Source organism: Acetobacter okinawensis JCM 25146, assembly GCF_000613865.1.
GTDB classification, from domain to species: domain Bacteria; phylum Pseudomonadota; class Alphaproteobacteria; order Acetobacterales; family Acetobacteraceae; genus Acetobacter; species Acetobacter okinawensis.
On the sequence record NZ_BAJU01000037.1, the window covers coordinates 1 to 24,020 of the forward strand.

Here is a 24,020-nt window from a genome sequence, read left to right on the forward strand (position 1 = left end):
CAGACGCCGCCATGCGGCCCGGCTTTGTGGGCGCACCAGCGCATCATCCGGGCCAAGGGCGCCGGGGGCGCAGTCCTCGGCTGTGGGGCAGATGTTATAGTCCCCCGCCAGCACAAAATCCGTATCCTGCTGCAAAAATGCCTGAGCGCGCGCAGTGAGCGCGGCCAGAAATTCCAGCTTGGTGGCATATCCCTGCTCCGCACCGGAGTTGCCGTTGGGCAGGTACAGGTTGCCCAGCACCAGCCCTTGGGTCTGTACCTCCACATAGCGTGCGGCGGGGTCGGTAAAGCCGGGCAGTTGCTCGGCGGTGACCGTAAAGTCCCCGCGCACCAGAGTGGCAACCCCGTTATACGACTTCTGCCCGACCACGGCGCAGCCGTAGCCTGCCTGCTCAAACGCGGCGGTGGGGAACAGATGCGCCTCGCACTTGATTTCCTGCATCATCAGCACATCGGGCTGTTCGCGCGCCAGCCAGTCCAGCACCAGATCCTGCCGCAGGCGAACCGAGTTTACGTTCCATGTTGCGAGCTTCATGCGAGGGAAAAGCTCGTGCCACAGCCACAGGATGAGGCGGCATTGGGGTTGGTAACACTAAAATGCGCGCCCATCAGCTTGTCCTCAAAGGTCAGCTCCGCACCGGCCAGCAGGTCAAGGCTTGTGGGGTCCACCACCACAAGGGCACCGTTTTTTTCTATCCGCACGTCATCGGCGGCCAGTCCGTCCGGGGGCGTGAGGATGAACTGATACTGGAATCCGTTGCAGCCTCCGGCTTCTACCGCCACGCGCAGGGCCACGGGGGCCTCCTGCACACTGGGGGCACTGGCCTGCTTTTTGGCAACCACGCTGGCAATGCGGTTGGCCGCAGAATCGGAGACGGAAAAAATGGGGGCTGGCTGTGTCATGCTCCATAGATAATCCGCCCACGCGCCGGTTTGAAGGGGAAAGACACCTCCAATGGTCAACTTTCCTCCAATAGCCTAGGATCGGGGGGCATGGTCCGTGGGCATTGTGCCGCCCGGACCTGTCAGGAGGTGCATAATGCCGCAGGCCACACAACGCGATGAGCTGATGCCCTATGCCGTACAGCCCGCCGAAGGACGGGGCAGGCGGCTGTATGCAGAGCCCGAATCCCTGACCCGCTCCCCCTGGCAGCGTGACCGGGACCGTGTTGTCCATTCCTCGGGCTTCAGGCGCTTGCAGTATAAAACGCAGGTGTTCATCAACCACGAGGGCGATTTTTTCCGCACACGGCTGACCCATTCGCTTGAGGTCGCACAGGTGGCCCGCTCCATGGCCCGCTACCTGCGGCTGGATGAGGACCTGACCGAGGCCGTTGCACTGGCGCATGACCTTGGCCACACCCCCTTTGGCCATGCGGGGGAGGATGCCCTTGCCAAACACATGCTGCCCCATGGCGGATTTGACCATAACGCACAGGCCCTGCGGCAGGTCATGCTGCTGGAGCGGCGCTACCTTGCGTTTGATGGGCTGAACCTGACGTGGGAGACGCTGGAAGGGCTGGCCAAGCACAACGGCCCCGTGCGCAGGCCCTCTGCCCGTCTGGCGGAGCTGGATGCGCTGTTCCCGCTGGACCTGGGGGGCTATGCCTCGGCCGAGGCGCAGGTGGCCGCCTTGGCGGACGATATTGCCTACCACGGACATGATCTGGACGATGGCGTAAAATCCGGCCTGCTTGCGCTGGATGATCTGGTGGACGTGCCACTGGTGGGGCAGGCATTGGCCGAGGCCCGCGCACTGGCGGCAGACCTGCCGCGCTCCGATACCCGCACCCCCCAGCGCATCCGGCACGAGATGGTGCGCCGCGTCATTCATGCGCTGGTCAGCGATGTGCTGGTCTGCACCCGCGCACGGCTGGCTGATCTGGCGCCACGCAGCGTGGAGGACATCCGCGCTGCCAATGCCCCGGTTGTGGCCTTTGGCGAGGCCATGGAGGAAGCAAACAAGGGGATCCGCAAATTCCTGTTCGCAAAGCTGTACAGGCACTGGAAGGTCAACCGGATGACCCATAAGGCCCGGCGGGTTACGGGGGAGCTGTTCACCACACTTACGGAGTCGCCCAGCCTGCTGCCAGCCGAGTGGCAGCAGCGCGCAGGGGGCAAAGATGAGGGGGCCGTGCACCGCACCGTGGCGGATTACGTGGCTTCCATGACCGATCGCTACGCCATGGAAGAACATAGGCGGTTGACGGACCTGTCCGTTGCAGGCTGATAAACGCGTTTGCTGCACCAATTACGGGGTTGAGTTGTCCATGTCCGAGTGTGTTTTCCAACGTTACCGTCATCATGTTCTGGCCATTGTGCGTGAACTGTTGCCCGACGTGGCGGAGGAAACGCTGGCCCGTGTGGAACTGACCCCCACGCGTGACCCGGCGCACGGGGACATGGCTACAAACGCGGCCCTGCTGCTGGCCAAGGCGCCCGCCGCAAACCGGCGGATATTGCAGCCGATCTTGTAACCGCCCTGCTCAAGGTGGATGGCGTTGCCGCTGTGGCCGCGGCCGGGCCGGGGTTTGTCAACATTACCCTGCACCCCGGCGTGCTGCGCGCTGTGCTGCCTGTGGTGCTGGGTGCGGGCGAGGCCTATGGCCAGTCGCAGGTCGGGCGCGGTGTGCGGGTGAATGTGGAATACGTGTCCGCCAACCCCACAGGCCCCATGCATGTCGGTCATTGCCGTGGCGCCGTGGTGGGCGATGCGCTGGCCAACCTTATGGCCAAGGCAGGGTTTGACGTTACCAAGGAATTCTACATCAACGACGCGGGTAATCAGGTCAAGGCGCTGGCATGGGCGGCTTACTGGCGTTACCTTCAGGTGCTGGGCACCACCATGGCGCAGGACGATTTTTCGGCCCTTGCCCCCGGTGGCCTGCAATATCAGGGCGAATACCTTATTCCCGTAGGAGGCACTGGCTGCCGAATTCGGTAACAAGCTGGCCGAGGTGGATGTGGACGGCACCCCCCGCCCGGCCCCCGAGGCAACATGGCTGGAGACCGTGCGCGGCTTTGCCGTGGCCCACATGCTGGGCGCCATAAAGGAAGACCTCGCAGCGCTTGGCGTGCACCATGATGTGTTTTCGTCCGAGGCGGATGTGCTGGCCCGTGGCGTGACCGATGCCGCCATAGACCAGCTTGCCAAGGCGGACCTGCTGTACAACGGCGTGCTGGAACCCCCCAAAGGCAAACTGCCGGACGACTGGGAGGAGCGCGAGCAACTCCTGTTCCGCTCCACAGGCTTTGGGGATGACGTGGACCGCCCCCTGCGCAAGTCCGATGGCACCAACACCTACTTTGCTAACGACATTGGCTACCACATGGACAAGGTGGCCCGTGGCGCGCAGGTCATGATTGATGTGTGGGGCGCTGATCACGGCGGCTACGTCAAGCGCATGAAGGCCGCAGTCAAGGCCCTTACGGGGGATACCGTGCCGCTGGAAGTGCTGCTGTGCCAGATCGTGCATATCCTGCGTGACGGCCAGCCGGTCAAAATGTCCAAGCGTGCGGGTACGTTTGTTACCCTGCGTGACCTGATTGATGAGGTCGGGCGTGACGCGGTGCGCTTTACCATGCTCACCCGCAAGAGCGATGCCCAGATGGAGTTTGATCTGGACCTTGTTGTGGCCCAGCAGCGCGACAACCCCGTGTTTTACGTGCAGTACGCCCACGCCCGCTGCCGCTCCGTGCTGCGCAGTGCAGCGGAGGAGGGCGCTTACGGCGCGGTGGATGATGCAGCCCTTGCCACCGCCACGCTGGACAGCCTGACCTCGGACGCGGAAATGGCTCTGGTGCGCCGTCTGGCCGAATGGCCGCGTATGGTGGAAGCCGCAGCCCTTGCGCGTGAGCCGCACCGTGTTGCGTTCTATCTGGCCGAACTGGCGGGGGATTTTCATGCTCTGTGGAACCGTGGGCGTGATGATGCGTCCCTGAGGTTCCTGCAGGCTGGTGCGGTAGAGGCCACACGTGCGCGTCTGGCTCTTGTTGCGGCCACGGCGGCAGTTATCCGCTCCGGCCTTGCGGTCATGGGTGTGGACCCGGTGGAGGAAATGCGCTGATGAATGAGGAAGACCGGCAGAGCTCCACGGTAGAAGAGCGAATCAGCCGCGCGCGCGAGCGCATGAGCATGGATTATGATGACAAACCCGCCCCCCGCTCCACGGTGGGGAGCCGGATGGCAGGCGGCAACAGGCTGACAGAACTGATGACCGGCTTTTTGGGAAGCGAGTCCGGCACACGGCGGCTGGCCTATGGCGCTGCCGGGCTGGGCGGGCTGCTGGTGCTGGGTATTGGCGGCTGGGCGGTGCTGGGGCACCACCAGAGCGGTATTCCCGTTATGGGGCCACCCCCGGTTGCCATGCGCACCAAGCCGGTTGATCCGGGCGGTATGCAGCTGGATACGCTGGCCCTGCCTGATGCGGATGCAACCCAGCAGGGTCACCCTGTGCCGGCGCCGGAAAAACCAAACCCCGCCGCTTTGGCCGCGCAGTATGGTGGCCAGCCCGCCCCGGCTCCGGGTGCTGTGGCCCCCAATGCGGCAAGCCCTGCGGCCCCCGCACCAGCAGGGGCGGAGGGTAGTGCTGCCCCGGTCGCTGCGGGTAATGCATCTGCTACGACGACGACCTCAACGCCTGAACCGGCCCCCGTGCCCGATGCCGCTGCCCCGTCCAATGGGGCGGCACTCAAGCCTGTGCCCACCACGCCCTTGCCCGCGCAGGGTACGGCCACACCAGCCGAGCCAGCCCCCGAAGCGTTGAAGGAAGCCCCCACCCAACGGATGAGGTCTCCGACGGGGAGGAGGAAGCAGCTCCCCGGCCCGCAGCCAAAAAAGCGGCCCCGGCGGTGCGTGCCGCTACGGGCAAGTATCAGGTCCAGCTTGCAGCCTTGCAGACAGAAGCTGATGCCCAGAAGGAATGGACACGGCTGAAGACCCGCTACCCCACCCTGTTTGGGGATGTGACGCCAGCCTTTGTCCGTACCGAGCAGAACAACGCCACGTTCTACCGCCTGCGCGTGCAGGGCTTTGGCGCGGTCGCAGATGCCAAGGACTTCTGCTCCTCCGTGCGTGAGCGCGGCATGGCCTGCATGGTGGTGCGCCCCTAGCGCACAGACCGGCAAAACGCGTGATGCAAGCCAAGGCAGCAGACCCCACGGGGCAGGGTCATCAGCCCGCCCCCATACAAGCAGAGCAGCCCGCCCCCGCTCAGGCGGAGGCGGCGCATGACCACGTCCGCGTGTGCCGCTGTTGCGGCTGGAGGGGTTTGAAGGGCCAATGGACCTTCTGCTCGATCTTGCGCGCGCTCAAAAGGTCGATCTGGCGCGTATTTCCATCCTGCAACTGGTGGAGCAGTATCTGGCGGTGGTCGAGCGCGCCCGCCGCGTTCGGCTTGAGCTGGCGGCGGACTGGCTGGTTATGGCGGCATGGCTGGCGTGGCTCAAATCCCGCCTGCTGCTCCCCCCTGATGATGAACTGGCCATGGAGGGGGAGGAAGCCGCCGAGCTGTTGCAGGAGCGGCTGATGGAGCTGGCCTGCATGGGCGAACTCGCCCGCTGGCTGGAGGCACGGCCCCGCCTTGGGCGCGATGTGTTTGCCCGTGGCCTGCCAGAAAATCTGGTGGAGGTGGACCGCTCAGGGTTGGCGCTGGATATGCCCCAGCTGCTGCGGGCTTACCTTGCCGCTATTCGCCGCACGGCGCGCAGGCGCATTTACGCCCCCCGCACCATAAGATTCTGGACCGTGCAGGACGCGCTGAGCAGGCTGACACGCCTGCTGGGCCAGACCCCACCGGGTTGGAGCACGCTGGACGCCTTCCTCCCCGACAGCTGCCCGAGCAGATGGAGGGCGAGGATGCCCTGCGCCAGCGCCGCGCCGCCATGGCGGGCACCCTGATCGCAGGGCTGGAGCTGGCCAAGACCGGGCGGCTGGAACTGCGGCAGGACGAAACCTTCGGCCAGATCATGCTCCGCCCGCATGAGCAGACGCAGGATGATGCGCTGCCGCCCGAGGCAGGGGAGGACACGCCCCAGCAGGACCGCACAGCCGAGCAGACCGGAGAAGAGAGACAGGACGCATGACCGCCACCCCCGCACCCATACCCGTACCGGACGAGGCGGTAAGACTGGCCGAAGCCCTGATTTTTGCCTCGACCGAACCGGTCAGCCCCCGCCGCCTTGCAGACCTGCTGGAGGACCGGCAGATCATGCCTTCTGGGGAGGAGGACCTGGGCGCGTTTGTGGCGGCGGTTCTGGCCGCACTGGTGTGCCGCTATGAGGGGCGCGGCGTGTTCCCCGTCGAGGTGGCCGGGGGCTGGCAGTTCCGCACGGCCCCTGATCTGGCACCTATGCTGACCCGCGTACTGGAGCGGCCAAGGCGGCTCCCCCGCGCGGTGATGGAAACACTGGCCATTATTGCCTACCACCAGCCCTGCACCCGCGTGGAAATAGAGGAAATTCGTGGCGTAAGCCTTGGCCAGACCGTGCTTGATACCCTGATCGAGGCCGGGCTGATTGCCCCGCGTGGGCGCAAGGAGGTGCCGGGCAGGCCGGTCCTGTGGGGGAGCACGCCCGATTTTTTACGCCATTTTGGCCTGCGCAGCCTTTCCGACATGCCGCGCCGCGAAGAGCTTATGACCGACCTCCCCCAGGACGGGGCCGAGATGGGGGCTACCCAGTCGGCCATTACCTTTCAGGCCGGGGCAGAAGAGCCGGATGCGCCGGAGGGGCAAAGCCCCCCTGACCCGCAGGCAGATGGACCGGATGCACAGGTTGCGGTTCCCGCTCCCGATGGTCCGTGATAGAGATGCACGCCCCGCCTGTGTTGCCCGATTATGGTGCAGGCTGCATGGAGCGGGCGTGAACGGGGCTGTTTATGTTTGATTTTGCATGGTCGGAATTCGCCCTGATCGGCGCTGTGGCTCTTGTTGTTATTGGCCCCAAGGACCTGCCCGTGGCCATTCGCGGGTTGGCCAAAGGCATAAAAAAAGCACGGGCGCTGGCCAGCGAGTTCCAGTCCCACCTTGATGAAGTGGTGCGCGAGGCAGACCTGTCGGATGTGCACGAGCAGGTGCGGGACCTCAAAAACCTGAACGTGCGCGGCCGGATCATGAAGGCGCTGGACAGTGATGGCAGCCTGAACAGGGCCATAACTGCTCCACCGCTGAACGAGCGCTCCATCCCCTCCGGCCCCAGAGCGCTGGACGCCATGCCCCGCTCAGCCAGCCCGGCTGCCGCTCGCACCATATCAGCAGCCCCTGACCTGAGCAGCACGGACTATGCCGCCGGGCATCTGGGCAGCTACGGCTCCGCCCCGGTATGGGAGGAGAGCACATGGGAGCGACAGGTGGAATGTGCGCCACCCGAGCTGCCCCCCCTTATTGTACGGCGCATCCTGCGTGAGCAGGACCGGCTGCACCCACCGGCCATTGTGCCCCCTGTGCGGATCATGCATGCAGGCCGCAGTGTGGCCCCCGGTGTGCTGCCACCTGTTATGCCTGCCACGGGCCTGTCCTCCACAGGGGCGGTAGACGTGCAGGAGCCGGAGCAGACACCACCAGCACAGAACGCAACAGGCAGCACGGCAGCGGACCAGCAGGCATGAGCGATAACGGACCCTATCAGGCGGAAGACCCCATCCACGACCAGCCCATGCCGCTGCTGGAGCATTTGCTGGAACTGCGCCGCCGCCTGCTGTGGTCAGGGGCTGCGTTTATTGTGTGCTTTGGCCTGTGCTACCATTATGCGGGCGATATTTACCTGTTTCTGGCCCGCCCTCTGGGCGAGATCATGCGCCAGCGTGGCGAGCAGCCACATCTGATTTACACCGCACTGTACGAGGCGTTTTTTACGTACATCCGCGTGGCGTTGTTCGGGGCGGCTTTTCTGTCTTTTCCCATTGTGGCCATACAGGCGTGGATGTTTATTGCGCCGGGGCTTTATAGGTCAGAAAAACGGGCCTTTGCGCCATTTCTTATTGCAACGCCTGTGCTGTTTGTGGCCGGGGCGGCGCTGGCCTATTACTTTATTTTTCCCGTGGCATGGCGGTTTTTTGTCTCGTTCCAGACGCCGGGTGCGGGGGGCGATCAGGTGCAGATCGAACTTCAGGCCAAGGTGTCGGAATATCTGTCTCTGGTCATGAAGATGATCATGGCCTTTGGCATAGCCTTTGAGCTGCCTGTGGTGCTGAGCCTGCTGGCGCGTGTGGGCATTGTGACCTCCGCCATGCTGCGCAAGTTCCGCCGCTACGCCATTGTGGGGGCGTTTGTGCTGGGGGCCATTTTTATGCCGCCCGACCCCATTACCCAGTTCGGTCTGGCTGTACCCCTTGTGCTGCTTTACGAAATTTCCATTCTGTGCGCCCGCGTGATCGAGCCCAAAAGGCCAGCAGCGTCCGAGCCCAATACCAACCCCGAGCAGGAGGTTCCCTGATCCATGCATGACATCCGCGCCCTAAGAGCCGACCCCACCGCGTTTGATGCGGATCTGGCCCGCCGGGGGCTGCCCCCCGTCTCTGCGCAACTGCTCGCATGGGATGAGGAAAAGCGTCAGGCCCAGACCCTGTTGCAGGACAAGCAGACCCGCAGCAAAACCCTTGCGCGGGAGATAGGGACACTCAAACGCTCGGGGGGCGATACCGCGGTGCTGGAAGCCGAGGGCGCCAGCCTGCGCGCGGATATGGAAGGGCTGAAGGAGCAGGTGGATGCGCTGGGCGGGCAGGCCACGGCCCTGCTGGCGACCCTGCCCAACCGGCTGGACCCCACAGTGCCAGATGGTGCGGACGAGAGCGCCAATGTGGTGGTGCATACATGGGGTACCCAACCCAGCTTTGCCTTTGCCCCCAAACAGCATTTTGAGCTGGGTGAGGCGCTGGGGCAGATGGATTTTGCCACGGCGGCCAAACTGTCCGGCTCGCGGTTTGTGGTGCTGCGCGGTGGCGTAGCCCGGCTGGCGCGTGCTTTGGGGCAGTTCATGCTCGACCTGCATGGCAACGACCATGGCTATGTGGAAACACAGGTGCCTGTGCTGGTGAATGATGATGCCATGTACGGCACGGACAAGCTGCCCAAGTTTGCCGACCAGTCGTTCAGAACCGAGGATGGACGCTGGCTTGTGCCCACAGCCGAGGTGCCGCTGACCGCCTCTGTGGCGGGGGACATTGTGGACGGCGCAGTTCTGCCCCTGCGCATGACCGCGCTCAGCCAGTGCTTCCGCAGCGAGGCCGGGGCATCCGGGCGGGACGTGCGGGGCATGCTGCGCCAGCACCAGTTTGAAAAAGTGGAAATGGTGAGTGTGACCACCCCCGAGGAGAGCGAGGCCGAGCACGAACGCATGACCCGCTGTGCCGAGGTGGTGCTGGAAAAACTGAACATTCCGTACCGCCGTATGCTGCTGTGTGCGGGGGATACAGGCTTTGGTGCTGCCAAGACGTTTGATCTGGAGGCATGGCTGCCGGGGCAGGATGCATGGCGCGAAATTTCGTCATGTTCCAACACGCGGGACTTTCAGGCCCGCCGCATGAACGCCCGTTACCGGGCGCAGGCCGGGGGGGCACCGGCTTTTGTGCATACTCTCAACGGCTCAGGCCTTGCCGTGGGGCGGACCCTGATCGCGGTGATGGAAAACTACCAGACCGAGGAGGGGACTATTGTCGTCCCCGATGTGCTGCGCCCCTATATGGGTGGTCTTGGCGTTATTTCGTAACGGTGCACGCATGGCTCCTTGCCGTGCCTGCTTTTTATGGCAGGGGGTAAGCGCATGATCCACAAGCCGTTGCTGCTGCTGGGCGTTGCCATTGTGGCGGAAGTTATTGGCACGGCCTGCCTTGCGGCATCGCAGGGGTTTGCGCGCTGGCTGCCTGCGGCCATCAGCCTGTTGGCTTATGGGTGTGCCTTTTATTTTTTGTCCATCCCGCTGCGCACCATGCCCGCAGGCGTGGTGTATGCCCTGTGGTCGGGGGTTGGCATTGTGCTGATCTGCCTGATCGGGGCGGTGTTTTTAAAGCAGACGCTGGATGCCCCGGCCATTGCGGGCATTGCTCTTATTCTGGCCGGGGTGCTGGTTATCAAGCTGTTCTCAACCACCACCCATTAAAGGGTGGCAGTCCCCGCTCCCTGCCGTATCAGGGTTTGGGGGTTATGGTGCTGAGCACCAGAGCCGGTGTGAGAATCTGGGGGAGTATCACCGCATCACCGTGTGCGGGTACAAACAGATAGAACGGTACCCCATCGCGCCCGTGGGCGTGCAAAAAAGCGGTTATTGTGGGGCCGCGCCGGGTCCAGTCACCCCGTAGCAGGGTTACGCCGTAGCGGGCCATGGCGGCCTGCGTGGTCTGGGTGTTGAGTGCGACCCGTTCGTTTACCAGACAGGTAATGCACCACGCGGCTGTCATATCCACAAACACGGGTTTGCCCGCCGCGTGCAGGGCGTTCAGGCGCGCAGGCGAGAACGCCTCGACTCCGGCAGGCAGGGGGGCGGTTGTGTCCGCGCGTGCGCCACCTTGCTGTTGCAGAATGGGCAGTAACGCCATGGCTCCCAGCAACCCGAGCAGTGCAACGCCATACAGGGCCGTGCAGCCCCGGCTATGGCCTGCACGGAGCTGGCGCTTTTGGGCAATGCCATAAACCCATGCGGCAAATGCCAGACAGACCATGCCCGCGCACAGCAGCAGCGTGGTTGTGGCCCCCCCTTCCACCGTGGCGACCCAGAGCAGCCACACGCAGGTTCCCAGAAGGGGAAAAGCCAGAAACTGGCGCAAATAATCCATCCATACCCCCGGGCGTGGCAGGCGGCTGGCCAGTGCGGGGCTAAAGGCAAGCAGCACGTAAGGGGCTGCCAGCCCTATGCCAAGAGCTGCAAAAACCGCCAGCCCGCCCAGAGGAGGGCCAGCCAGTGCGCCAGCAATGGCCACCCCCATAAATGGTGCCGTGCAGGGGGAGGCCACAGCTACTGCCAGAAGGCCGGTGAGCACATCATGCGTAAGCCCGTGCCTGCGGGGGGCGGCTGCCGCCATGGCAGGGGGCAGAAAAGCAAAAACATCCAGCAGGTTCAGTGCCATGGCAAAAAGCAGCCATGTCATCATGCCCACAAACACGGTGGACTGGAACTGGAACCCCCAGCCCGTGGCGCTGCCACCAAGGCGTAGGCCCATGACCAGCGCACCAAGGGCCGTAAACCCGACAAGTACGCCCGCAGCATAGGCCAGCGCACTGTGCTTTTGGTGCCTGCGCTCACTTTGGCCCATGCGGGCCACGGCCAGCGCCTTCATGGCCAGTATGGGAAAAACACAGGGCATCAGGTTCAGCACCAGCCCGCCCAGCAGGCCCAGAATAATCAGGTGTAGCAGATCAGCCGTACCACTGGCGCCAGAGGTTATGGCGCCATCTTGTATGGTGTTTGCGCCCGGGTCAGCCGCTTTGTCAGCCCCTGTAGCCCCGCCCTGTGCTGCACTGTTCGGAGCCGAGGGGCCGTTTAATGCTGTGTGCGATACTTCGCTCTGTGCCGAGGTGGGGGTGTGGAGCGGGCCGGCTGGTTGCGGGGTGGCCTGTATGCTGAGTGCCCGTTCGCTCCCGCTGGCGCTGCGCAGGACCAGAATACCCACGAGTGGTCTGGTGCTGGCAAAGTTGGAGGTCGGGGGCAGGCGCAGGGACATGCCTGTTGCATCAAACTCCAGTTTCTGAGGTTCGGCTTCGGCAATCTGCCCGCGCTCGGTGGGCATGAACCACGCCTCCGCTACGGAATGGCTGGTCAGTTCGGGGGCCTGCACATGCAGCACTGCCGGGGGGCTTAAGGTGACTGGATAGGGGGAGGGCTGGGGGGTATTGCGTGCCGCCTGCACAAACAGGTCCGCCTGTGCGGAGGCTAGAGGTGCGCCGGTAGGCAGTGTCAGGCTGAAGGTGGCGTCCTCGGGGATGCAGGACTGCTCGCACACAAGCCAGCTTGCCTGTGCGCTCAGGGTTGTCAGCCTGTGTGCATCCTCTGGCGTGCCGGGGCGCAGTTGCAGCGTAAGTGGCAGCACAACATCGCCCGTGTAGGCGTAGGACATAAGGGAGGCATCCCTTATGCGTTGTGGGGTGGGCCATGTAATGGTCTGGGCATGTCCTTGTAATGCGCCCGATGCGGTTACGCTTATGGTGGCAGGGTCACCTGCATCTCCGGGGTTGATCCAGTAGGTATGCCAACCGGGCTTGAGTTGCAGGCGCAGGGCCACATGCAGGGGTGTGCCTGCGCTGGCGGTGCTGGTGTCCGTAATCAGGCTGGCTGTGCTGTAGGGGCTGACCACGGGGGCACTCTCTGCCGCCTGTGCAACGTGCGGTTGCATGCCCGCGCAGGCCAGCAGCCCTGCCGTTAACCCGGCCAGCAGCCCGCGTGCTTGTCTGGCCCGCAGCGCGCTGGCGGCAGTCCATCTGGTGGCACGCAGGCCTGTGGGGCCGGAGGGGCAGGGGGTAGAGCGGGCTGGGCGGCGCATCAACGTCAGCTTTCAACACAGGTACGGGCTTGGGGTGGCAGCATACGCAAAGCCCGCGTGTGTGGGAAATGGATCGTGCGCCATACGCCCGTTTTAATGCCCCGAGTCGGCCTGAGCACCGGGCTGGAGCACAAACAGGCGCGAGCAGTAGGGGCAGACTGTCTGGTGGTCGCCAATTTTAAGCCATACGCGTGGGTGGCCCAACTGGCCCAGACCGCCGTCGCAGGCAATTTTGCGCTGGTCCACCACAATGGTTTCCACATGGCCCAGGCGCGGGCGCGGTATGGGGTTTGCCGGTTGAATAAGCATGGTTGGTGGCCTTGTATCAGGGTGGCGCGCCCGGATGTGGCGCAAAGTCTGGGTAGATGATACGCATTCTGACCGTGATTGTGCAGCAGGCATCTTTTCCCATAAGCGTGAGCAGGAGCCGCACCCGCCGGTGGTGTGCGGCAGCAGTGTTGCTTGTTGGCATGCTGCCCCTGCTTGGGGGGTGTGCCGGTTCAACACCCGAGCCCGCACCTGTGCCCCCCGCGCGCTATGCCGCCGCGGCCCGTCTTGTGCCGCCAGACAGGGTGTTCAGCCTGAGTGATGTTGCTGCCATTCCTGCGCGTGTCTGGCCTGCCCACGGGCGGGAGCAGGCTGTGGTGCTGGCCCTGCACGGGTTTAATGACAGCCGGGACGCATGGGAGTATTCCGCCCCCGCTCTGGCGGGGCAGGGGATTACCCTTGTAGCGCCAGACATACGGGGGTTTGGTGGTGCGCCCATGCGCGGTGGCTGGGCTGGCACGCCCAGACTGCTGGCCGACACGCGTGAGGAGGTCGCCCTGCTCAGGCAGGAGCATCCCGGTGTTCCCCTCTACCTTATGGGTGAGAGCATGGGGGGCGCTGTGCTTATGCTGCTTATGTCCATGCCTGATGCACCGGATGTTGCGGGGACCATCCTGCTCGCGCCCGCCGTGTGGAACCTTGGAGTGGGGGCGGATATTCCGCTGGATATACTGGCAACACTGTTCCCCCACAGTCTGGTCAGCGGGCGTGAACTGCCTGTGCATGTGGTGGCGAGTGATAACCCCGCAGCGCTTATTCGCCTGTATTATAACCCGCTGACCCTGCGCCAGACACGGCTGGAGGCCCTGCGTGGGCTGGTGGTGCTCATGCGCAAAGCCGCGCGTGCAGCCCCGCACCTGCGTGGCCCCGTTCTGTGCCTTTATGGTGACAGGGACCAGCTTGTACCGCCACAGGCTATGGCACAGGTCTGGCGGACCTTGCCCCCCGGCACCCGGCTGGACCTTGTTACGGGTGGGCACCATCTGTTTCTGCGTGACCTGCGCGGCGCGCTGGCGCTGAGGGATATTACAAGCTGGATCAGCCAGCCCGGGCGGTTTGTGCCATCGGGGGGAGATGGTGGCATCTGCTGTCTGGCTGGCGCAGGGGAATGGTCAGTCTGGCCCGGGCCGGTACGCCCCGGTATGGTTCCTGCCCGCCCGGCTGGATGGCGTTGTGCCACCCTGAGCGGCACCTGCAAGATAAAGGCTTGGCAATCCCCCCTGCTTTAGGTTAGGAGAAGGGCCAACGGACCCGTAGCTCAGCTGGATAGAGCGTTGCCCTCCGAAGGCAAAGGTCACGCGTTCGAATCGCGTCGGGTCCACCATCCTCCAGTAAAAATTGCAGAAAACAGCCGTTTACGCGGTGGGTTAGACACCTCCAAATTTCGGGTTAGACACTTTTGGTCAGCCTTGACATGGCGTCTTCTGCCATTTTCCTCTGCTCCGCTGCCTTGGTGTAGTGGGCCACATCGGTGAGTCTCTTGTGGCCCGTAATGGCCGCGATCTGGTTTGCTGAACATCCGGCTTCCGCCAATCGTCTCGCCGCTGCCTTTCTCAGGCCATGGGGGGAGCACTGCTCCGGCAGCCCTGCCTCACGACTCCACGCCTTGAATACATTGTAGAACCCGTTGGGGGTATAGGGTCGGCCACTATTGGCCTCAAGGTATGTTTGACCGCTTCCTTGCCATTGCTTGATCTCGGCCAGTAGCGCCGCGTGGATAGGCAGAATCAGTTCGGTTTTGGTTTTCTTTTGCTTCAAGCTCAGTGACCCGCCCGAAATATCGGCAGGCCCCATACCGACAACGTCGCTCCGGCGCTGGCCAGTATAGAGCATGAGGTAAAGGGCTAGACGCGGAACGCTTCCAGATGGCCAGTGCGCCTCGAATTGCGCAATTTCTCCCTCAGTCCAAGAATGGATGCCTTCACTCTTCTGTCGCTTGATCTTTATGCCAAGGGTGGGATCATCCTCTCTCCACCCGATAGATATGGAGAACTGCATCAGTTGCCCGAGTAGGCGTAGGATGCGCTGGGCAGTCGTGGGCGCGGTTCCGAAATGTGATACCAAGATGCGGATGTGCTTTGCCTGCATGGACAGGGCATTGCCCTGCGATGCCTCGCTTTCACGAACCCGGCTCAGCAACCGTGTGTAAACGGCCTTGGTGCTGCCCTCCAAACGAAGGAAGTGCGGAGATTTCATCCATAAGACAATAAGGTGGTCTAGGGTCTGGCTCTTTATCGTGGCTGCCTTTGGCTCGATACGCTCATGGCCAGTGAGGGCCGCATGGTAAGCTTCCAGAAAGCCTTCTGTATGGAGGTCTGGAAGCCTTACGCTCTTCGCGCCCTTCTTTCGGAAGTAGTATCGAGTTTTTCCGTGCCTATCTCTGTAGATTTTCACATATTTGAGGTTAAGCGGCGGCACAGGGAGTCCCATTCATTGGTCTGTTGGGGAGAAATAGAGCGGCCTGAGCGAGCAGCAAGGTATGAGTCCAGATCCTCAATGAGCCAGACTTGCCGCTTCTCGCTTATCTGAACAGGCGGTATCTCCTTTTTGGCTATGCTCCGAAAGCTGGTTTCAGAGATACCCAGATAGGAGGCCGCCTCGCTTGCGCGCATGACCTTGCGCTGCACGGGCGCAAGAACCTCACCCATCCACCCCTCCCTTGACCGGAATAGGCCGGTCGTTGCGCACCTCTGGGATGGTTATGGGTTTGGGGGCAGGATATGGCGCGGGGGTAGCTCCGGTATAAATGTCGCCCAACCCTTTTGCCTGCTGCTCAACTGACGGGGGCATATGCGGACGCCAAAGCCACGGATTGGTTTCGTCCTCAGCATCACCCCAGAAATTGCTGGCTAAATACCACGCCCCTTCATAACCCGAGGCATCTGCTGAACCTTCCAGCGCGGCCAATTTCTCAGCCGTCCAATATTGAGCGGTGGCAATTCCTATTCCCTTCCAAGAGCCACGGTTGCCTTGGAATATTTCAATTACCGTCCCATCCCTCGGCGCTTCACTCATCGGCCTCCAAGCCGCCGCGTCTGCTGATTTCAGAACGGCTTTAGCAAGTCGCCTAAAATGTGTTTTCTGGTGAGGGGCCAGTTTTTCCCAATCACCACCGGGCGCAAGGTCGCTAACTGAGCCTATCATCCATGCTGCCGCCTCAATCCTTGGGTCAGTCATGATTGACCTCCAACGTTAGGAAGCGGAATGACCTCGCCAGAATCAATGGAGCGCAAAAGACCCTCTGCCACGATCCAGTAATATTCATCTTCCGGCAGCCCATTCTTTGTATCCATCAGAACTTCTTTCCAGATGAAGCGCCGCACTACAGCCATACGCGGATCGTTTCGGTAATCTGTTTTCATATCACCCCACCTCCCGCGCTGCGTCGATGGCTTTTGCCGCAGCCTGCTCTGCTTCCTCGCGTGTGGAAAATTCGTGAATTTCCCCATCGTCATCTTGGAAGGCATAGACGATACGAATATCAGCGGCCTCAGCGGTTTCTATGATTTTAAATGGAGTCTGCTCGCACAGCATGTCTGCCATATCGGCATGTCCGCTTTCAGGATCATCAACCATGTAAAACCACGTATGCCGCTTGGCAATCTCCGCGCGCACGCGCTGTTCTGCGCGGCGTTCGGCTTCTTCGATGTGGCGTATGGCCAGTTCGTATCCAGCTTCATGCACTGGAGCGCTTACATAGTCAGCGCATAGGCTGTCGCGTAGAGATTTAGCCTGCTCCTCTCTCGTCCTCATGGCGCTTTATCCTTAGACAGCACAGCCCAGACTGCTTTGCATACGATATGAACGGCTTGATCTTGGTTATAGGAAATACGACCCCTACACTTCGCATCATCTGTGATGGCGTGAATTATAGCCTCCACAACACCTAGAATTGGTCGCTTTGTGATGACGCCGACAAATAGGCCGTGGATAGCCGCGTGGGCGCTCAGAAGCTGCCACCAAGGACAGCCAGGTATCGGCGCATTACGGCTCTTCCCTTTTGCGAGGAAGTCTCCCTGTAAGGGATAGTCTGCCAGAGCGTGACCACCGATCATTGCAAGGAAGGCGGTTTTTCTATTCATGGCGCGGCCCCTAGGTTACGGATTTCTTGGATTATAGATTTTAGCACAAACCTTAAATGTGCTTTTTTAAGGAATTGCCTTTTATCTCCAACAAGATTTGTCACTTCTTTCTTTACTAATTTCACACAGGAACGTCGCTCCGCCGCCAGCATCTCGGCTATTTGCGCGGGGGTGAGGACCGGGCCATCATAGCGATACTCAGGCACGCGGAATGCAACTTCATCTAACGTCAGATAGTAACGCTTCTCGGAATCCCACCAGTATTTGTTGGTAGCATCCCACCATTTTACTTGCTTTATCGTTAGACCTATTGCGTGCCACCCATCCCGCTCAGGAAACATCGGCACACCGGGCCGCTCTGGGTTGGGCCAGTTTGTGGGGGTGGTCATGACGCAATCCTCTCTTTTGGAAGAATAAATCGCAGACGCCGCAATGCTGTCCGGATTTTTCCAGTATTTGCGATCACCGGACCGATATTGCCGTCAACCATGCCATATGCCGGTTCAATGCAAAAAGGCTTTATCAGGTCAGTGCGAACGGCAATACGCTCCCAAATTCCTGTATGTGCGCCGGTCCTTACCTGCCACCTGCGCCGTGTATAGTAATCATCGCCCTCAATGATACGTTCTTCGGTATATTCACCTGCCCATGGCACAGGATAGCAATATCCAGCATCATTGGGTCGCCAGAAAGTAATGTATGGGTTTCGGTTATTCTTTTCCCGCAAGTCGATTAGGTAATACATGCTCACGCCTTCTCTCCTGCGCGGGTGTTCCATGCGGTGATGGAGGCCTTCCGCGTTCTATGCCGCGTGAACTGTCGGGATTGGCACGATACGCAAAAGGCTCGGTAAAACGGCCTCTTGATGTTTACCCTATACCCTTTAATGACTTGCGATTTTCCACCACAAAACGGGCAGATTTTCAGTTCCTCGCTCATGCCGCACCGCCTTTCAGGGCATTTCTAGCGTGCTTACCCGGTTTCTGCAGCACTATTCTGTTTTCATGTAGTGTGCGCCATTCGCCTGCAACTAACGCAATAGCGTCTGAAAGATGGTCGCCCCCGCTTGTCATTGCCGATACGGCTATTGCCGCGATGACAGATTTCGGCATCTCATCAAACAGAGCTCCTAAGGCAATGGCGTATTCATTACTGGTATTTTTTAAATGCGCCATTATGCACCGCCTTTTAGGATAGGATCTTCGCTACTTGCTTTGCGGATCTCCGTCAGTGCATTCGCATCGTATTCGCTCAGGTCTAAGGCTTTGACCTCTGCCTCTGTAATCCCGGCCTGTGCCAAAATATCCGATGCAATGCCTTCTTCATTGTGCATGTTGACAATGTTGCAGCAGGCAATGAGATACCCAGCATTGAAGTTTTCACGCTTGCGACTAGCCAAAGCCTCCCGCAACCGAACAATCTCAGCATCACGCGCGGCTATCTGGGCTTGGGCAGTTGGTGCACGGGTGAGGGCACAAATATCCTTTACGGAGCCTACTGGAGCCGAGATAGAAATACTTATTAATCGAGGGCTGAGATCAAAATTCGTATATGCGCCCCTCCCCTCATCATAACTGTTTGCTACTCGTCCGAAGTAACCAACAACCTCCAACTCCCCACCTGAAACAGGCGTACCGATGGCAAGCAACGCTGCCTCTGAAGCACTTTCTAGTGTGGGTTTTGCATGCGCCTCCAAGTTCTTAGACATTGCCCGATCCATTCTTTGAATATCATCCGAGCTCAACGGCAACCGCACGAACACGCCGGTGGGTTTCTGGTCGGTCATGCGCCTTCTCCCGGCAGGACTTCGCGGACGTGGATGGTGCGAACCCAATCCCAATCAGGCAATTCTGCTTTTTCTTTATATGCGTCAGATTGCTTTTCATGATTTTCGGTGTGACAAATTTTACCACACCCATCCCTGAACTCATTAATCCAAAACTCCCGCGCCACAGGGACTTCGCGGGCGTTCATGAGGTCGTAGTTTGCTCCCCCAGTGCAATGCCTTCCGTCTTTTTCAAAGGCGAGGTTAAGTTCCTGATCGCCATCATCCACCAGAGCCACAATCATACATTTAGGGGTGGCTCTGCTCTTTCTGTCCGTACAGATAATGCGCACCGGCTGCCATCCCGCGTACAAAACGGCCCCTCATGCTCCGGCGTGTACGAGCCGATGATTTCGAGTTTTGTTTGGGTCATGCGGCGGCTCCTTCAAACTCAACTTCTTCACTCGCAAAGCCATCCAGAGCGGCCTGCACGGCAGCATCTACGCGCTCAGCAAGGTCGGACCGGTTTTTCGTGAGCCATTCCCGCTGTTTGATGGTCGCTTTATCCGCAGTAATCACCTGCAGGGCTTCAATGGTGGTCACGTCCTGAATACGCTCGATAAGGTCACGCACGCCTTCAGCAATCTTATCGACTGGAGGCCTATCTTCGCCAGTTTCAGCCCAATGCTTGAGCCGCAAGCCCTTATCAAAGCTGATGCGTTCTCCGGCAGGGAATATCGCCTGTAGTTCATGGTTCAGCTTGCGGGGAAGGTCATAGCGTGGCTCGCCGGGCGTTTCCGGGTGCATGGTCATGGAGCCAGACAGTTCAAACATGAATGACTTCTCGCAGATTGGCATAAAGCAAGGTGGCGGATTTCATTCTTCGTCCGGCCCGTGTTCCCATCGGTCACTTTCTCAAACTTGATCTTTTCTTGCGCACGGAGGCAGAAGATCAAGTGTGTCCGGGTCTGGATAAGGCGCGCCATCATGCGCTTGTGGGCCTGCTTTGGCTTCTTCCAGCTTGGGGCGGTCATGGAGTCAACCTTCCATGCGTGAAAGGTGCCGTTCCGGTCAGTAGCCGCTGCAATGACGGCCTGCTCTGCCATATCGGAGCAACCGCCCTCGCCATCCCATTCATGAGACATGCTGTCGATAACAATAACAGTCGCACCGGCATCTTCCGCCGCCTTGATTGCTTCAATGTAGCGCTGGGGCGTGAAGGGGGCAGGAAAGTCCAGATGCAGAAAGTCAAACGTCCCCTTCGCGGGGTCAGCTTTGTCGCTGGGCTTAGGGGCATAATGGAGGGCGCGGCCTGCTTCCGTGTCAATGACAGCGATTTTCCCGTTTTTTCCCTTGATACCTTCGGCCAAAGTGAGAGCGGAAAATGTCTTGCCACTGCCTGATGCGCCCGCAATGCCAAACAGCAGGCCAATCTTGCCGCGTACGGCTGGGCGGATTGTGAAAGTCATAGTGCATTCTCCAGCGCTTCATCGCGCAACTGTTGTTCTTCATGATCGCGCAGGAGCCATCCGGGGGCTTCAACGTGCGCCATGTATTCGTATCCGGGCCAATGGCCAGAGCGCATGCACCCGCTCCAAATCTGGATTGCCCGGTCAACGTCTTCTGCGGCCACAGCTTGCAGGGATGGGGCCGGGGTCAGGACAGAGACCGCATGCGGCTCTTTCATTTCCACAATGACAAAGCGCATAGGTGGGCGATCGCGGCCCTCAATCGCGCGCAGGCCCCGGTTATAGAAACGGTCCTGAGTGCGGTATGCATTAACAAGCCTCCGGTCCCATTTGAGCGGAGAAGCGGAAAGCATGGTACCCTTGAGGTCAAAAGCCGGGAGGTTCAGATCATCGGGGAGCCGATCAACCATGCCCCGACACCAGTCATTTCCTTCTTTCCACGCGATAACGGCTTCTGACTGGCCCGGAGCGAAAAAACCCTCGAGGTCAGGGTGCTGTTTCATTTGTATGAGCGAAAGCCTGCACATTTCATGCACAGCGTCATAGTTCTTGCTCAGGAGTGGAACCATACCGCTTTCTACGGCAGCATCTCGGCTCTCTTTAGCTGCGTTCTTTTTGTAGTCGTCAAATTTCACTTCAACGACCGCAGCGCCCTTCCTAAGCAGGATGGAATGGAAAGCCGTACCCATACGCATAACTTCCGTAACCTCAGTCTCAACTTTCGGGGTTCAGGCGAGGGTGAGAAAAGTGCGCATGCATTGGGCTTTCATCCAGAAGGATGCGCGCTACGCTATTGGACAGGCTGGGGGTAGGGCAGGGGTCTGCGTGGTACTGCGCTTCTGGCAGATCATAGATGCCCGGTGTAGTGATGATACTCACGCCACCACCTCCTGAGCCTTCATAAGCTCCGCATCAAACGCCGGGACACGGGGAGGTCGTGTGCTTTCATCCAGCTTTTGACCAAGGTCGAGCAGAAAGTTTGCATTGCTCCATGTCAAATTCTGCTCCTTCAGGCACAGCGTCGCTGTTACGATAACGTGCACAAGATTTTCTTTTTGCTGTTCGGTAAGCATCACGCCGCCACCTCCAGCCCACGCATGGCGTCATGTCGCGTTTGTGCGACAAGGCCACGCTCCATACGGTTCTTTTCGTGAAGTTCGCGCACCGCGCAAACCATGTCGCCAATGGCCTCCTCGGCAAAGGCCAACTCTACAGCGGCAAACCTGCTATCGGTGAAGAACGGGAACTGCATCGCATCCGCTACACGCAGCAGGTTCACGATTGCCGTTTCATACTTCTGCACTTCAATGGCAACAAAAGGTGTCAGCCCCTCAGTGCTGAACATGCCTTCGTTAAGCGCCTTCTCGTACGCCTCGTTTTTGTAAGACATTTTCCAAACTCCCTCGTGGGAAACATGCGGCCAATGCGGCCACTTCACCGGGGCTTTTGACCCCGATGCGTGCGGCGGCATCAGTAATTGATTGTGACGTTGGGGACTTTCCCTTGAACAATGGCGGTAATCACGGACTTACCGAGTTCGTCAGACAGGCCGAGACCCGAAAGTGCAGCCAAAACACCGCCATTGATTTTGGCCTTATGCGTCCTATCCCTCGCCCGGCGCTCGGCCTCCTGCTGTTCGCGGCGTTTTTCCTCCTCAATGCGTTTGCGCTCAGCTTCCACAGCAGCCTGACGGTCGCGCTCTGCCTTAGCTTCGGCAGCAATGCGCGCTTCTTCTGCACGCTTGGCTGCCTCTGTCTTTTCTCGCTCAGCGCACGCAGCGCGCTCTTCCGCTGCCTGCTTCTCAGCTTCAATACGGTCCTGTTCGACTTTCGCCCGGTGCTCAGCTTCTATGCGCGCGTCTTCTGCGGCCTTCCGTGCGATTTCGGCCTCACGCACCTTGCGGGCCTCCTCTTCTCTCTGGCGCTCAAGTTCGGCGTTGATGGCGGCCTGACGTTCTGCCTCTTCCCGCTCTTCTCGGCGCACCTTTGCAGCTACGGCATGGGCGTTTAGGCTTCTTTCTGCATCGGCATAAGCCTGAGCGCCGCGCCCAGAAAACTCCTGCCAGTCACGGCCTTTGTATGCGGAGAGTGCGCCGAGGCGGTCGGAGACAAGGCTCTCGTCGGGCTCAGCATCGAACCGCGCCAGATATTCGATTTCCCTGATTGCAGTCTGATGCGCCTCTATGCGAGCGGCCTCTCTGGCCTCAAATGCCACCACGGGCGCTTTTACTTCATCCCTGAGGGCATCCAGTCTTGCATTAACCGTACGGCGATCAGCATTGACGCGGTCCACGATAGCGCGCGCTTCTTCCTGAACCTTCTTGCCCATATCATCCAAGGCAGTCTTGGAGCGTGACACCTGATAAGCCACAGACTTGATATGCTTGCGGCCTTTTTCAGTGGTTACATCCAGAGGAATAGCGCGCACCTGCGCTTCCAGCTTTGAGATAACATCCTCTACACCCCCAGCCGCGAAAACGACTGATGGGGTCAGGGTTTCTATTACGTCCAGTGTGATTTCTTTGGTCATTCGAACCTCAATACTTGCCAATGCGGCCACAAAACCCGGCCCGCGAGCCGGGAAGTGCGGGGGCATCAGTCTGTAATCTTCGTGTAAGTGAAGGATCCGCGAGTTTTATCACCGCACAGAAGCGGCCCACGATGCCCGAACGTGCCAGTGCCCAGAGCATCAATAATATCCTGAGCCGTCACAGGGCCTTCGTATTTTCCCTTGTAGGCCATCGTGCTGCCGGAACTGGAATCATAGTCGTAATCGTAGATACGCTTGCCGTTGCCGAGGTCTTTTGATGGCCGTGCGTATTGTTTGGGCATCACGGCAGCCGCAAGGCTTGTGTAGGATATGGGCGCTTCATCTTCTGGCTCTTGCTCTCCGCAAGTATCGCAGACAAGAAACGAAGAAGTGCAGCGCCCGCACGGTGCGTTAATATGGCAACTGCAATTGCCATCCGGATAATCAATCACGATATGACCAGAGCAGTCTTTGCAGGGGCATTCATTGCCTTCTTCCCATACATGCGTGGTCATAGCGTTTCCCCACGGGCTTTGGCGAGGGCGGCGCGGGCGCTTGTGATTACGTCCGCCGCCTGCGCCTCTGGGGCTATTTCAGCAGACACATTCACCAGCCGTTGCAATGCCTCATAAAGCTCAGGTGCGGCGGCGATTAGGTGGGCGTTGGCCAGCAAATTGCACAGACCGGTAAGGCGCTGGCATTTAGCGACCAATGCTCCATTTTCAGCCATAACATGACCAATGTTACCGAAGCGGACCCGCCACGGCCCCGGCGTGAACTTCGCTTCACTCACCCCTCAACCCTCCAAATAAGGAGCACGAGGCAGCCCGGTCAGATCGGCCAAGATGTTCCACGGGAAGAAAAGGAGGTTCAGGCAGTCCGCCGTCACAGCCGGAGCACTCTGGGAGAGGCAGGCGTACGCAATTATCGCGGTCCAGAACGCCGCGCCAATGGCAAGCTGCACGAACGGGTTATACAGTGCGGCCAGCGCCCACTGTGTGGCTATGAAGTCCCATTGCTGGGTTATTGGTTTTTGGGGGTGTGTGGATCGCATCATGCTGCCTCCACTTCAGTGGGGAGCCCATCTGCGCCCAGCCTGTACCAGACGCCTTCCTTAATCCCATCCTCGCCCTCGTACAGATTGGTGAAGCGATTGCGCTCTCCATCGTGCCATGCAAGACAAGCCGCGCCATTTTTACCAAGCTTTACGCTGACGTTTCCTCCAGATGAGGCTGTTACTGAGTTATGACCTGCCGCTTCAATCCGGGCATAGTTGCCACTGGAGCCAATCCGGGCATCGTCGCCACTGGAGCCAATCCGGGCATCGTCGCCACTGGATCCGATCTGGGCACCGTAGCCACTGGAGCCGATCCGGGCATA

General features: G+C 60.2%; 35 protein-coding genes, 1 tRNA gene and 2 pseudogenes. 12 read left to right on the forward strand and 26 right to left on the reverse strand.

The window, feature by feature from the left end:
• Positions 1–534, reverse strand: a 534-nt coding sequence (locus tag JCM25146_RS12320) for an exodeoxyribonuclease III (protein WP_025828307.1), incomplete at its 3' end; no start/stop codon positions are given.
• A complete protein-coding gene (locus tag JCM25146_RS12325; protein ID WP_025828309.1) occupies positions 531–902 on the reverse strand; it encodes a HesB/IscA family protein in 372 nt (123 codons plus the stop codon). The genes JCM25146_RS12320 and JCM25146_RS12325, both read right to left, overlap by 4 nt.
• 136 nt (positions 903–1,038) lie before the next feature.
• On the opposite strand from JCM25146_RS12325, the gene JCM25146_RS12330 reads away from it, so the two are divergent.
• The 10 genes and pseudogenes from JCM25146_RS12330 to JCM25146_RS12370 all read left to right on the forward strand — a co-directional run bounded on the left by JCM25146_RS12330 (position 1,039) and on the right by JCM25146_RS12370 (position 10,094).
• Positions 1,039–2,229, forward strand: a complete 1,191-nt coding sequence (locus JCM25146_RS12330; protein ID WP_051544227.1) for a deoxyguanosinetriphosphate triphosphohydrolase — start codon at positions 1,039–1,041, stop codon at positions 2,227–2,229.
• A gap of 40 nt (positions 2,230–2,269) precedes the next feature.
• Positions 2,270–4,066: pseudogene (gene argS / locus JCM25146_RS19280) on the forward strand (arginine--tRNA ligase).
• Positions 4,066–4,935, forward strand: coding sequence for an SPOR domain-containing protein (locus JCM25146_RS19285; RefSeq protein ID WP_242401110.1), 870 nt, complete (start codon positions 4,066–4,068; stop codon positions 4,933–4,935). Before argS ends, JCM25146_RS19285 begins: the two are co-directional and overlap by 1 nt.
• Positions 4,893–5,111, forward strand: coding sequence for an SPOR domain-containing protein (locus tag JCM25146_RS24045; RefSeq protein ID WP_242401111.1), 219 nt, complete (start codon positions 4,893–4,895; stop codon positions 5,109–5,111). Before JCM25146_RS19285 ends, JCM25146_RS24045 begins: the two co-directional genes overlap by 43 nt.
• Before the next feature lie 133 nt (positions 5,112–5,244).
• Positions 5,245–6,083 (forward strand): annotated as a pseudogene (locus JCM25146_RS19290) (segregation and condensation protein A).
• Complete coding sequence (gene scpB, locus JCM25146_RS19295) at positions 6,080–6,802, forward strand: SMC-Scp complex subunit ScpB (RefSeq protein WP_025828311.1); 723 nt, start codon at positions 6,080–6,082, stop codon at positions 6,800–6,802. The pseudogene JCM25146_RS19290 and the gene scpB overlap by 4 nt, the downstream one beginning before the upstream one ends.
• Positions 6,803–6,876: 74 nt before the next feature.
• Positions 6,877–7,605: a Sec-independent protein translocase protein TatB gene (tatB, locus tag JCM25146_RS12355; protein WP_025828313.1), complete on the forward strand. Its 729-nt coding sequence runs from the start codon at positions 6,877–6,879 to the stop codon at positions 7,603–7,605.
• The gene (tatC, locus tag JCM25146_RS12360) at positions 7,602–8,432 is read left to right on the forward strand and encodes a twin-arginine translocase subunit TatC (RefSeq protein WP_025828315.1); all 831 of its coding nucleotides are present in this window, start codon (positions 7,602–7,604) and stop codon (positions 8,430–8,432) included. Before tatB ends, tatC begins: the two co-directional genes overlap by 4 nt.
• Positions 8,433–8,435: 3 nt before the next feature.
• Positions 8,436–9,704 (forward strand): serine--tRNA ligase, encoded by a 1,269-nt coding sequence (gene serS, locus JCM25146_RS12365; protein WP_025828318.1) that lies wholly within the window; start codon positions 8,436–8,438, stop codon positions 9,702–9,704.
• Positions 9,705–9,758: 54 nt separating this feature from the next.
• Positions 9,759–10,094, forward strand: coding sequence for a DMT family transporter (locus JCM25146_RS12370; protein ID WP_025828320.1), 336 nt, complete (start codon positions 9,759–9,761; stop codon positions 10,092–10,094).
• Positions 10,095–10,122: 28 nt separating this feature from the next.
• Here JCM25146_RS12370 and JCM25146_RS12375 read toward each other — a convergent pair whose 3' ends face one another.
• Together JCM25146_RS12375 and JCM25146_RS12380 are read right to left on the reverse strand one after the other, a co-directional pair.
• Positions 10,123–12,468 (reverse strand): protein-disulfide reductase DsbD family protein, encoded by a 2,346-nt coding sequence (locus tag JCM25146_RS12375; RefSeq protein ID WP_025828322.1) that lies wholly within the window; start codon positions 12,466–12,468, stop codon positions 10,123–10,125.
• A 93-nt stretch (positions 12,469–12,561) separates the two neighbouring features.
• Positions 12,562–12,777: a zinc-finger domain-containing protein gene (locus tag JCM25146_RS12380; RefSeq protein ID WP_025828323.1), complete on the reverse strand. Its 216-nt coding sequence runs from the start codon at positions 12,775–12,777 to the stop codon at positions 12,562–12,564.
• A 56-nt stretch (positions 12,778–12,833) separates the two neighbouring features.
• Here JCM25146_RS12380 and JCM25146_RS19300 point away from each other — a divergent pair, with 56 nt between their 5' ends.
• Entirely contained in the window at positions 12,834–14,024 is a 1,191-nt protein-coding gene (locus tag JCM25146_RS19300) for an alpha/beta fold hydrolase (protein WP_242401112.1), read from the forward strand.
• A gap of 18 nt (positions 14,025–14,042) precedes the next feature.
• A tRNA-Arg gene (locus JCM25146_RS12390) sits at positions 14,043–14,119 on the forward strand.
• 65 nt (positions 14,120–14,184) lie between these two features.
• On the opposite strand, the gene JCM25146_RS12395 is transcribed toward JCM25146_RS12390, so the two are convergent.
• The 22 genes from JCM25146_RS12395 to JCM25146_RS12490 form a co-directional block, all read right to left on the reverse strand.
• Positions 14,185–15,213: a tyrosine-type recombinase/integrase gene (locus tag JCM25146_RS12395; protein ID WP_242401113.1), complete on the reverse strand. Its 1,029-nt coding sequence runs from the start codon at positions 15,211–15,213 to the stop codon at positions 14,185–14,187.
• On the reverse strand, positions 15,186–15,443 hold the full coding sequence (locus tag JCM25146_RS12400; RefSeq protein WP_025828327.1) for a helix-turn-helix transcriptional regulator: 258 nt from the start codon (positions 15,441–15,443) through the stop codon (positions 15,186–15,188). Before JCM25146_RS12400 ends, JCM25146_RS12395 begins: the two co-directional genes overlap by 28 nt.
• Complete coding sequence (locus JCM25146_RS12405) at positions 15,436–15,810, reverse strand: hypothetical protein (protein WP_159101995.1); 375 nt, start codon at positions 15,808–15,810, stop codon at positions 15,436–15,438. The genes JCM25146_RS12400 and JCM25146_RS12405 overlap by 8 nt, the downstream gene beginning before the upstream one ends.
• 158 nt (positions 15,811–15,968) lie before the next feature.
• A complete protein-coding gene (locus JCM25146_RS12410; RefSeq protein WP_025828331.1) occupies positions 15,969–16,157 on the reverse strand; it encodes a hypothetical protein in 189 nt (62 codons plus the stop codon).
• Between the two features lies 1 nt (position 16,158).
• Complete coding sequence (locus JCM25146_RS12415) at positions 16,159–16,548, reverse strand: hypothetical protein (protein ID WP_148299083.1); 390 nt, start codon at positions 16,546–16,548, stop codon at positions 16,159–16,161.
• A 325-nt stretch (positions 16,549–16,873) separates the two neighbouring features.
• Positions 16,874–17,266, reverse strand: a complete 393-nt coding sequence (locus JCM25146_RS12425) for a hypothetical protein (RefSeq protein WP_025828337.1) — start codon at positions 17,264–17,266, stop codon at positions 16,874–16,876.
• Positions 17,263–17,628 (reverse strand): hypothetical protein, encoded by a 366-nt coding sequence (locus JCM25146_RS12430; RefSeq protein ID WP_148299084.1) that lies wholly within the window; start codon positions 17,626–17,628, stop codon positions 17,263–17,265. The genes JCM25146_RS12425 and JCM25146_RS12430 overlap by 4 nt, the downstream gene beginning before the upstream one ends.
• Positions 17,625–17,816, reverse strand: coding sequence for a Lar family restriction alleviation protein (locus JCM25146_RS25025; RefSeq protein WP_081774865.1), 192 nt, complete (start codon positions 17,814–17,816; stop codon positions 17,625–17,627). The genes JCM25146_RS12430 and JCM25146_RS25025 overlap by 4 nt, the downstream gene beginning before the upstream one ends.
• Positions 17,813–18,052: a hypothetical protein gene (locus tag JCM25146_RS12435; RefSeq protein WP_025828341.1), complete on the reverse strand. Its 240-nt coding sequence runs from the start codon at positions 18,050–18,052 to the stop codon at positions 17,813–17,815. The genes JCM25146_RS25025 and JCM25146_RS12435 overlap by 4 nt, the downstream gene beginning before the upstream one ends.
• The gene (locus tag JCM25146_RS12440) at positions 18,052–18,663 is read right to left on the reverse strand and encodes a hypothetical protein (RefSeq protein ID WP_025828343.1); all 612 of its coding nucleotides are present in this window, start codon (positions 18,661–18,663) and stop codon (positions 18,052–18,054) included. Before JCM25146_RS12440 ends, JCM25146_RS12435 begins: the two co-directional genes overlap by 1 nt.
• Complete coding sequence (locus tag JCM25146_RS12445; RefSeq protein WP_025828345.1) at positions 18,660–18,947, reverse strand: hypothetical protein; 288 nt, start codon at positions 18,945–18,947, stop codon at positions 18,660–18,662. Before JCM25146_RS12445 ends, JCM25146_RS12440 begins: the two co-directional genes overlap by 4 nt.
• A 124-nt stretch (positions 18,948–19,071) precedes the next feature.
• Positions 19,072–19,476: a hypothetical protein gene (locus tag JCM25146_RS24050; protein ID WP_242401114.1), complete on the reverse strand. Its 405-nt coding sequence runs from the start codon at positions 19,474–19,476 to the stop codon at positions 19,072–19,074.
• Positions 19,452–20,111, reverse strand: coding sequence for an AAA family ATPase (locus tag JCM25146_RS24055; protein ID WP_242401115.1), 660 nt, complete (start codon positions 20,109–20,111; stop codon positions 19,452–19,454). Before JCM25146_RS24055 ends, JCM25146_RS24050 begins: the two co-directional genes overlap by 25 nt.
• A complete protein-coding gene (locus tag JCM25146_RS19310; protein WP_242401116.1) occupies positions 20,108–20,800 on the reverse strand; it encodes a PD-(D/E)XK nuclease-like domain-containing protein in 693 nt (230 codons plus the stop codon). Before JCM25146_RS19310 ends, JCM25146_RS24055 begins: the two co-directional genes overlap by 4 nt.
• 25 nt (positions 20,801–20,825) lie before the next feature.
• Positions 20,826–20,990 (reverse strand): hypothetical protein, encoded by a 165-nt coding sequence (locus JCM25146_RS24060; RefSeq protein WP_242401117.1) that lies wholly within the window; start codon positions 20,988–20,990, stop codon positions 20,826–20,828.
• Complete coding sequence (locus JCM25146_RS12460; protein WP_148299085.1) at positions 20,987–21,187, reverse strand: hypothetical protein; 201 nt, start codon at positions 21,185–21,187, stop codon at positions 20,987–20,989. Before JCM25146_RS12460 ends, JCM25146_RS24060 begins: the two co-directional genes overlap by 4 nt.
• Positions 21,184–21,501, reverse strand: a complete 318-nt coding sequence (locus JCM25146_RS12465; protein ID WP_025828349.1) for a hypothetical protein — start codon at positions 21,499–21,501, stop codon at positions 21,184–21,186. Before JCM25146_RS12465 ends, JCM25146_RS12460 begins: the two co-directional genes overlap by 4 nt.
• An 80-nt stretch (positions 21,502–21,581) precedes the next feature.
• Positions 21,582–22,640 carry a coiled-coil domain-containing protein gene (locus JCM25146_RS20885; RefSeq protein WP_148299086.1) on the reverse strand — a complete coding sequence of 353 codons (1,059 nt, stop codon included), beginning with the start codon at positions 22,638–22,640 and terminating at the stop codon, positions 21,582–21,584.
• A 65-nt stretch (positions 22,641–22,705) separates the two neighbouring features.
• A complete protein-coding gene (locus tag JCM25146_RS12475) occupies positions 22,706–23,155 on the reverse strand; it encodes a hypothetical protein (protein WP_025828354.1) in 450 nt (149 codons plus the stop codon).
• Positions 23,152–23,433, reverse strand: a complete 282-nt coding sequence (locus JCM25146_RS12480; RefSeq protein ID WP_148299087.1) for a hypothetical protein — start codon at positions 23,431–23,433, stop codon at positions 23,152–23,154. Before JCM25146_RS12480 ends, JCM25146_RS12475 begins: the two co-directional genes overlap by 4 nt.
• Positions 23,434–23,436: 3 nt before the next feature.
• Positions 23,437–23,697, reverse strand: coding sequence for a hypothetical protein (locus tag JCM25146_RS12485; protein WP_148299088.1), 261 nt, complete (start codon positions 23,695–23,697; stop codon positions 23,437–23,439).
• The coding region (locus JCM25146_RS12490) for a hypothetical protein (protein ID WP_025828359.1) at positions 23,694–24,020 on the reverse strand (327 nt) is incomplete at its 5' end. The genes JCM25146_RS12490 and JCM25146_RS12485, both read right to left, overlap by 4 nt.

Bases quoted from the DNA above. Each gene is read 5' to 3' on its own strand.
- JCM25146_RS12325 (WP_025828309.1), bottom strand. From the start codon at position 902: ATGACACAGCCAGCCCCCATTTTTTCCGTCTCCGATTCTGCGGCCAAC.
- JCM25146_RS12330 (WP_051544227.1), top strand. From the start codon at position 1,039: ATGCCGCAGGCCACACAACGCGATGAGCTGATGCCCTATGCCGTACAG.
- JCM25146_RS19285 (WP_242401110.1), top strand. From the start codon at position 4,066: ATGAATGAGGAAGACCGGCAGAGCTCCACGGTAGAAGAGCGAATCAGC.
- scpB (WP_025828311.1), top strand. From the start codon at position 6,080: ATGACCGCCACCCCCGCACCCATACCCGTACCGGACGAGGCGGTAAGA.
- tatB (WP_025828313.1), top strand. From the start codon at position 6,877: ATGTTTGATTTTGCATGGTCGGAATTCGCCCTGATCGGCGCTGTGGCT.
- tatC (WP_025828315.1), top strand. From the start codon at position 7,602: ATGAGCGATAACGGACCCTATCAGGCGGAAGACCCCATCCACGACCAG.
- serS (WP_025828318.1), top strand. From the start codon at position 8,436: ATGCATGACATCCGCGCCCTAAGAGCCGACCCCACCGCGTTTGATGCG.
- JCM25146_RS12370 (WP_025828320.1), top strand. From the start codon at position 9,759: ATGATCCACAAGCCGTTGCTGCTGCTGGGCGTTGCCATTGTGGCGGAA.
- JCM25146_RS12375 (WP_025828322.1), bottom strand. From the start codon at position 12,468: ATGCGCCGCCCAGCCCGCTCTACCCCCTGCCCCTCCGGCCCCACAGGC.
- JCM25146_RS12380 (WP_025828323.1), bottom strand. From the start codon at position 12,777: ATGCTTATTCAACCGGCAAACCCCATACCGCGCCCGCGCCTGGGCCAT.
- JCM25146_RS19300 (WP_242401112.1), top strand. From the start codon at position 12,834: ATGATACGCATTCTGACCGTGATTGTGCAGCAGGCATCTTTTCCCATA.
- JCM25146_RS12400 (WP_025828327.1), bottom strand. From the start codon at position 15,443: ATGGGTGAGGTTCTTGCGCCCGTGCAGCGCAAGGTCATGCGCGCAAGC.
- JCM25146_RS12405 (WP_159101995.1), bottom strand. From the start codon at position 15,810: ATGAGTGAAGCGCCGAGGGATGGGACGGTAATTGAAATATTCCAAGGC.
- JCM25146_RS12410 (WP_025828331.1), bottom strand. From the start codon at position 16,157: ATGAAAACAGATTACCGAAACGATCCGCGTATGGCTGTAGTGCGGCGC.
- JCM25146_RS12415 (WP_148299083.1), bottom strand. From the start codon at position 16,548: ATGAGGACGAGAGAGGAGCAGGCTAAATCTCTACGCGACAGCCTATGC.
- JCM25146_RS12425 (WP_025828337.1), bottom strand. From the start codon at position 17,266: ATGACCACCCCCACAAACTGGCCCAACCCAGAGCGGCCCGGTGTGCCG.
- JCM25146_RS25025 (WP_081774865.1), bottom strand. From the start codon at position 17,816: ATGAGCGAGGAACTGAAAATCTGCCCGTTTTGTGGTGGAAAATCGCAA.
- JCM25146_RS12435 (WP_025828341.1), bottom strand. From the start codon at position 18,052: ATGGCGCATTTAAAAAATACCAGTAATGAATACGCCATTGCCTTAGGA.
- JCM25146_RS12440 (WP_025828343.1), bottom strand. From the start codon at position 18,663: ATGACCGACCAGAAACCCACCGGCGTGTTCGTGCGGTTGCCGTTGAGC.
- JCM25146_RS12445 (WP_025828345.1), bottom strand. From the start codon at position 18,947: ATGATTGTGGCTCTGGTGGATGATGGCGATCAGGAACTTAACCTCGCC.
- JCM25146_RS24050 (WP_242401114.1), bottom strand. From the start codon at position 19,476: ATGTTTGAACTGTCTGGCTCCATGACCATGCACCCGGAAACGCCCGGC.
- JCM25146_RS24055 (WP_242401115.1), bottom strand. From the start codon at position 20,111: ATGACTTTCACAATCCGCCCAGCCGTACGCGGCAAGATTGGCCTGCTG.
- JCM25146_RS19310 (WP_242401116.1), bottom strand. From the start codon at position 20,800: ATGGGTACGGCTTTCCATTCCATCCTGCTTAGGAAGGGCGCTGCGGTC.
- JCM25146_RS12465 (WP_025828349.1), bottom strand. From the start codon at position 21,501: ATGTCTTACAAAAACGAGGCGTACGAGAAGGCGCTTAACGAAGGCATG.
- JCM25146_RS20885 (WP_148299086.1), bottom strand. From the start codon at position 22,640: ATGACCAAAGAAATCACACTGGACGTAATAGAAACCCTGACCCCATCA.
- JCM25146_RS12475 (WP_025828354.1), bottom strand. From the start codon at position 23,155: ATGACCACGCATGTATGGGAAGAAGGCAATGAATGCCCCTGCAAAGAC.
- JCM25146_RS12485 (WP_148299088.1), bottom strand. From the start codon at position 23,697: ATGATGCGATCCACACACCCCCAAAAACCAATAACCCAGCAATGGGAC.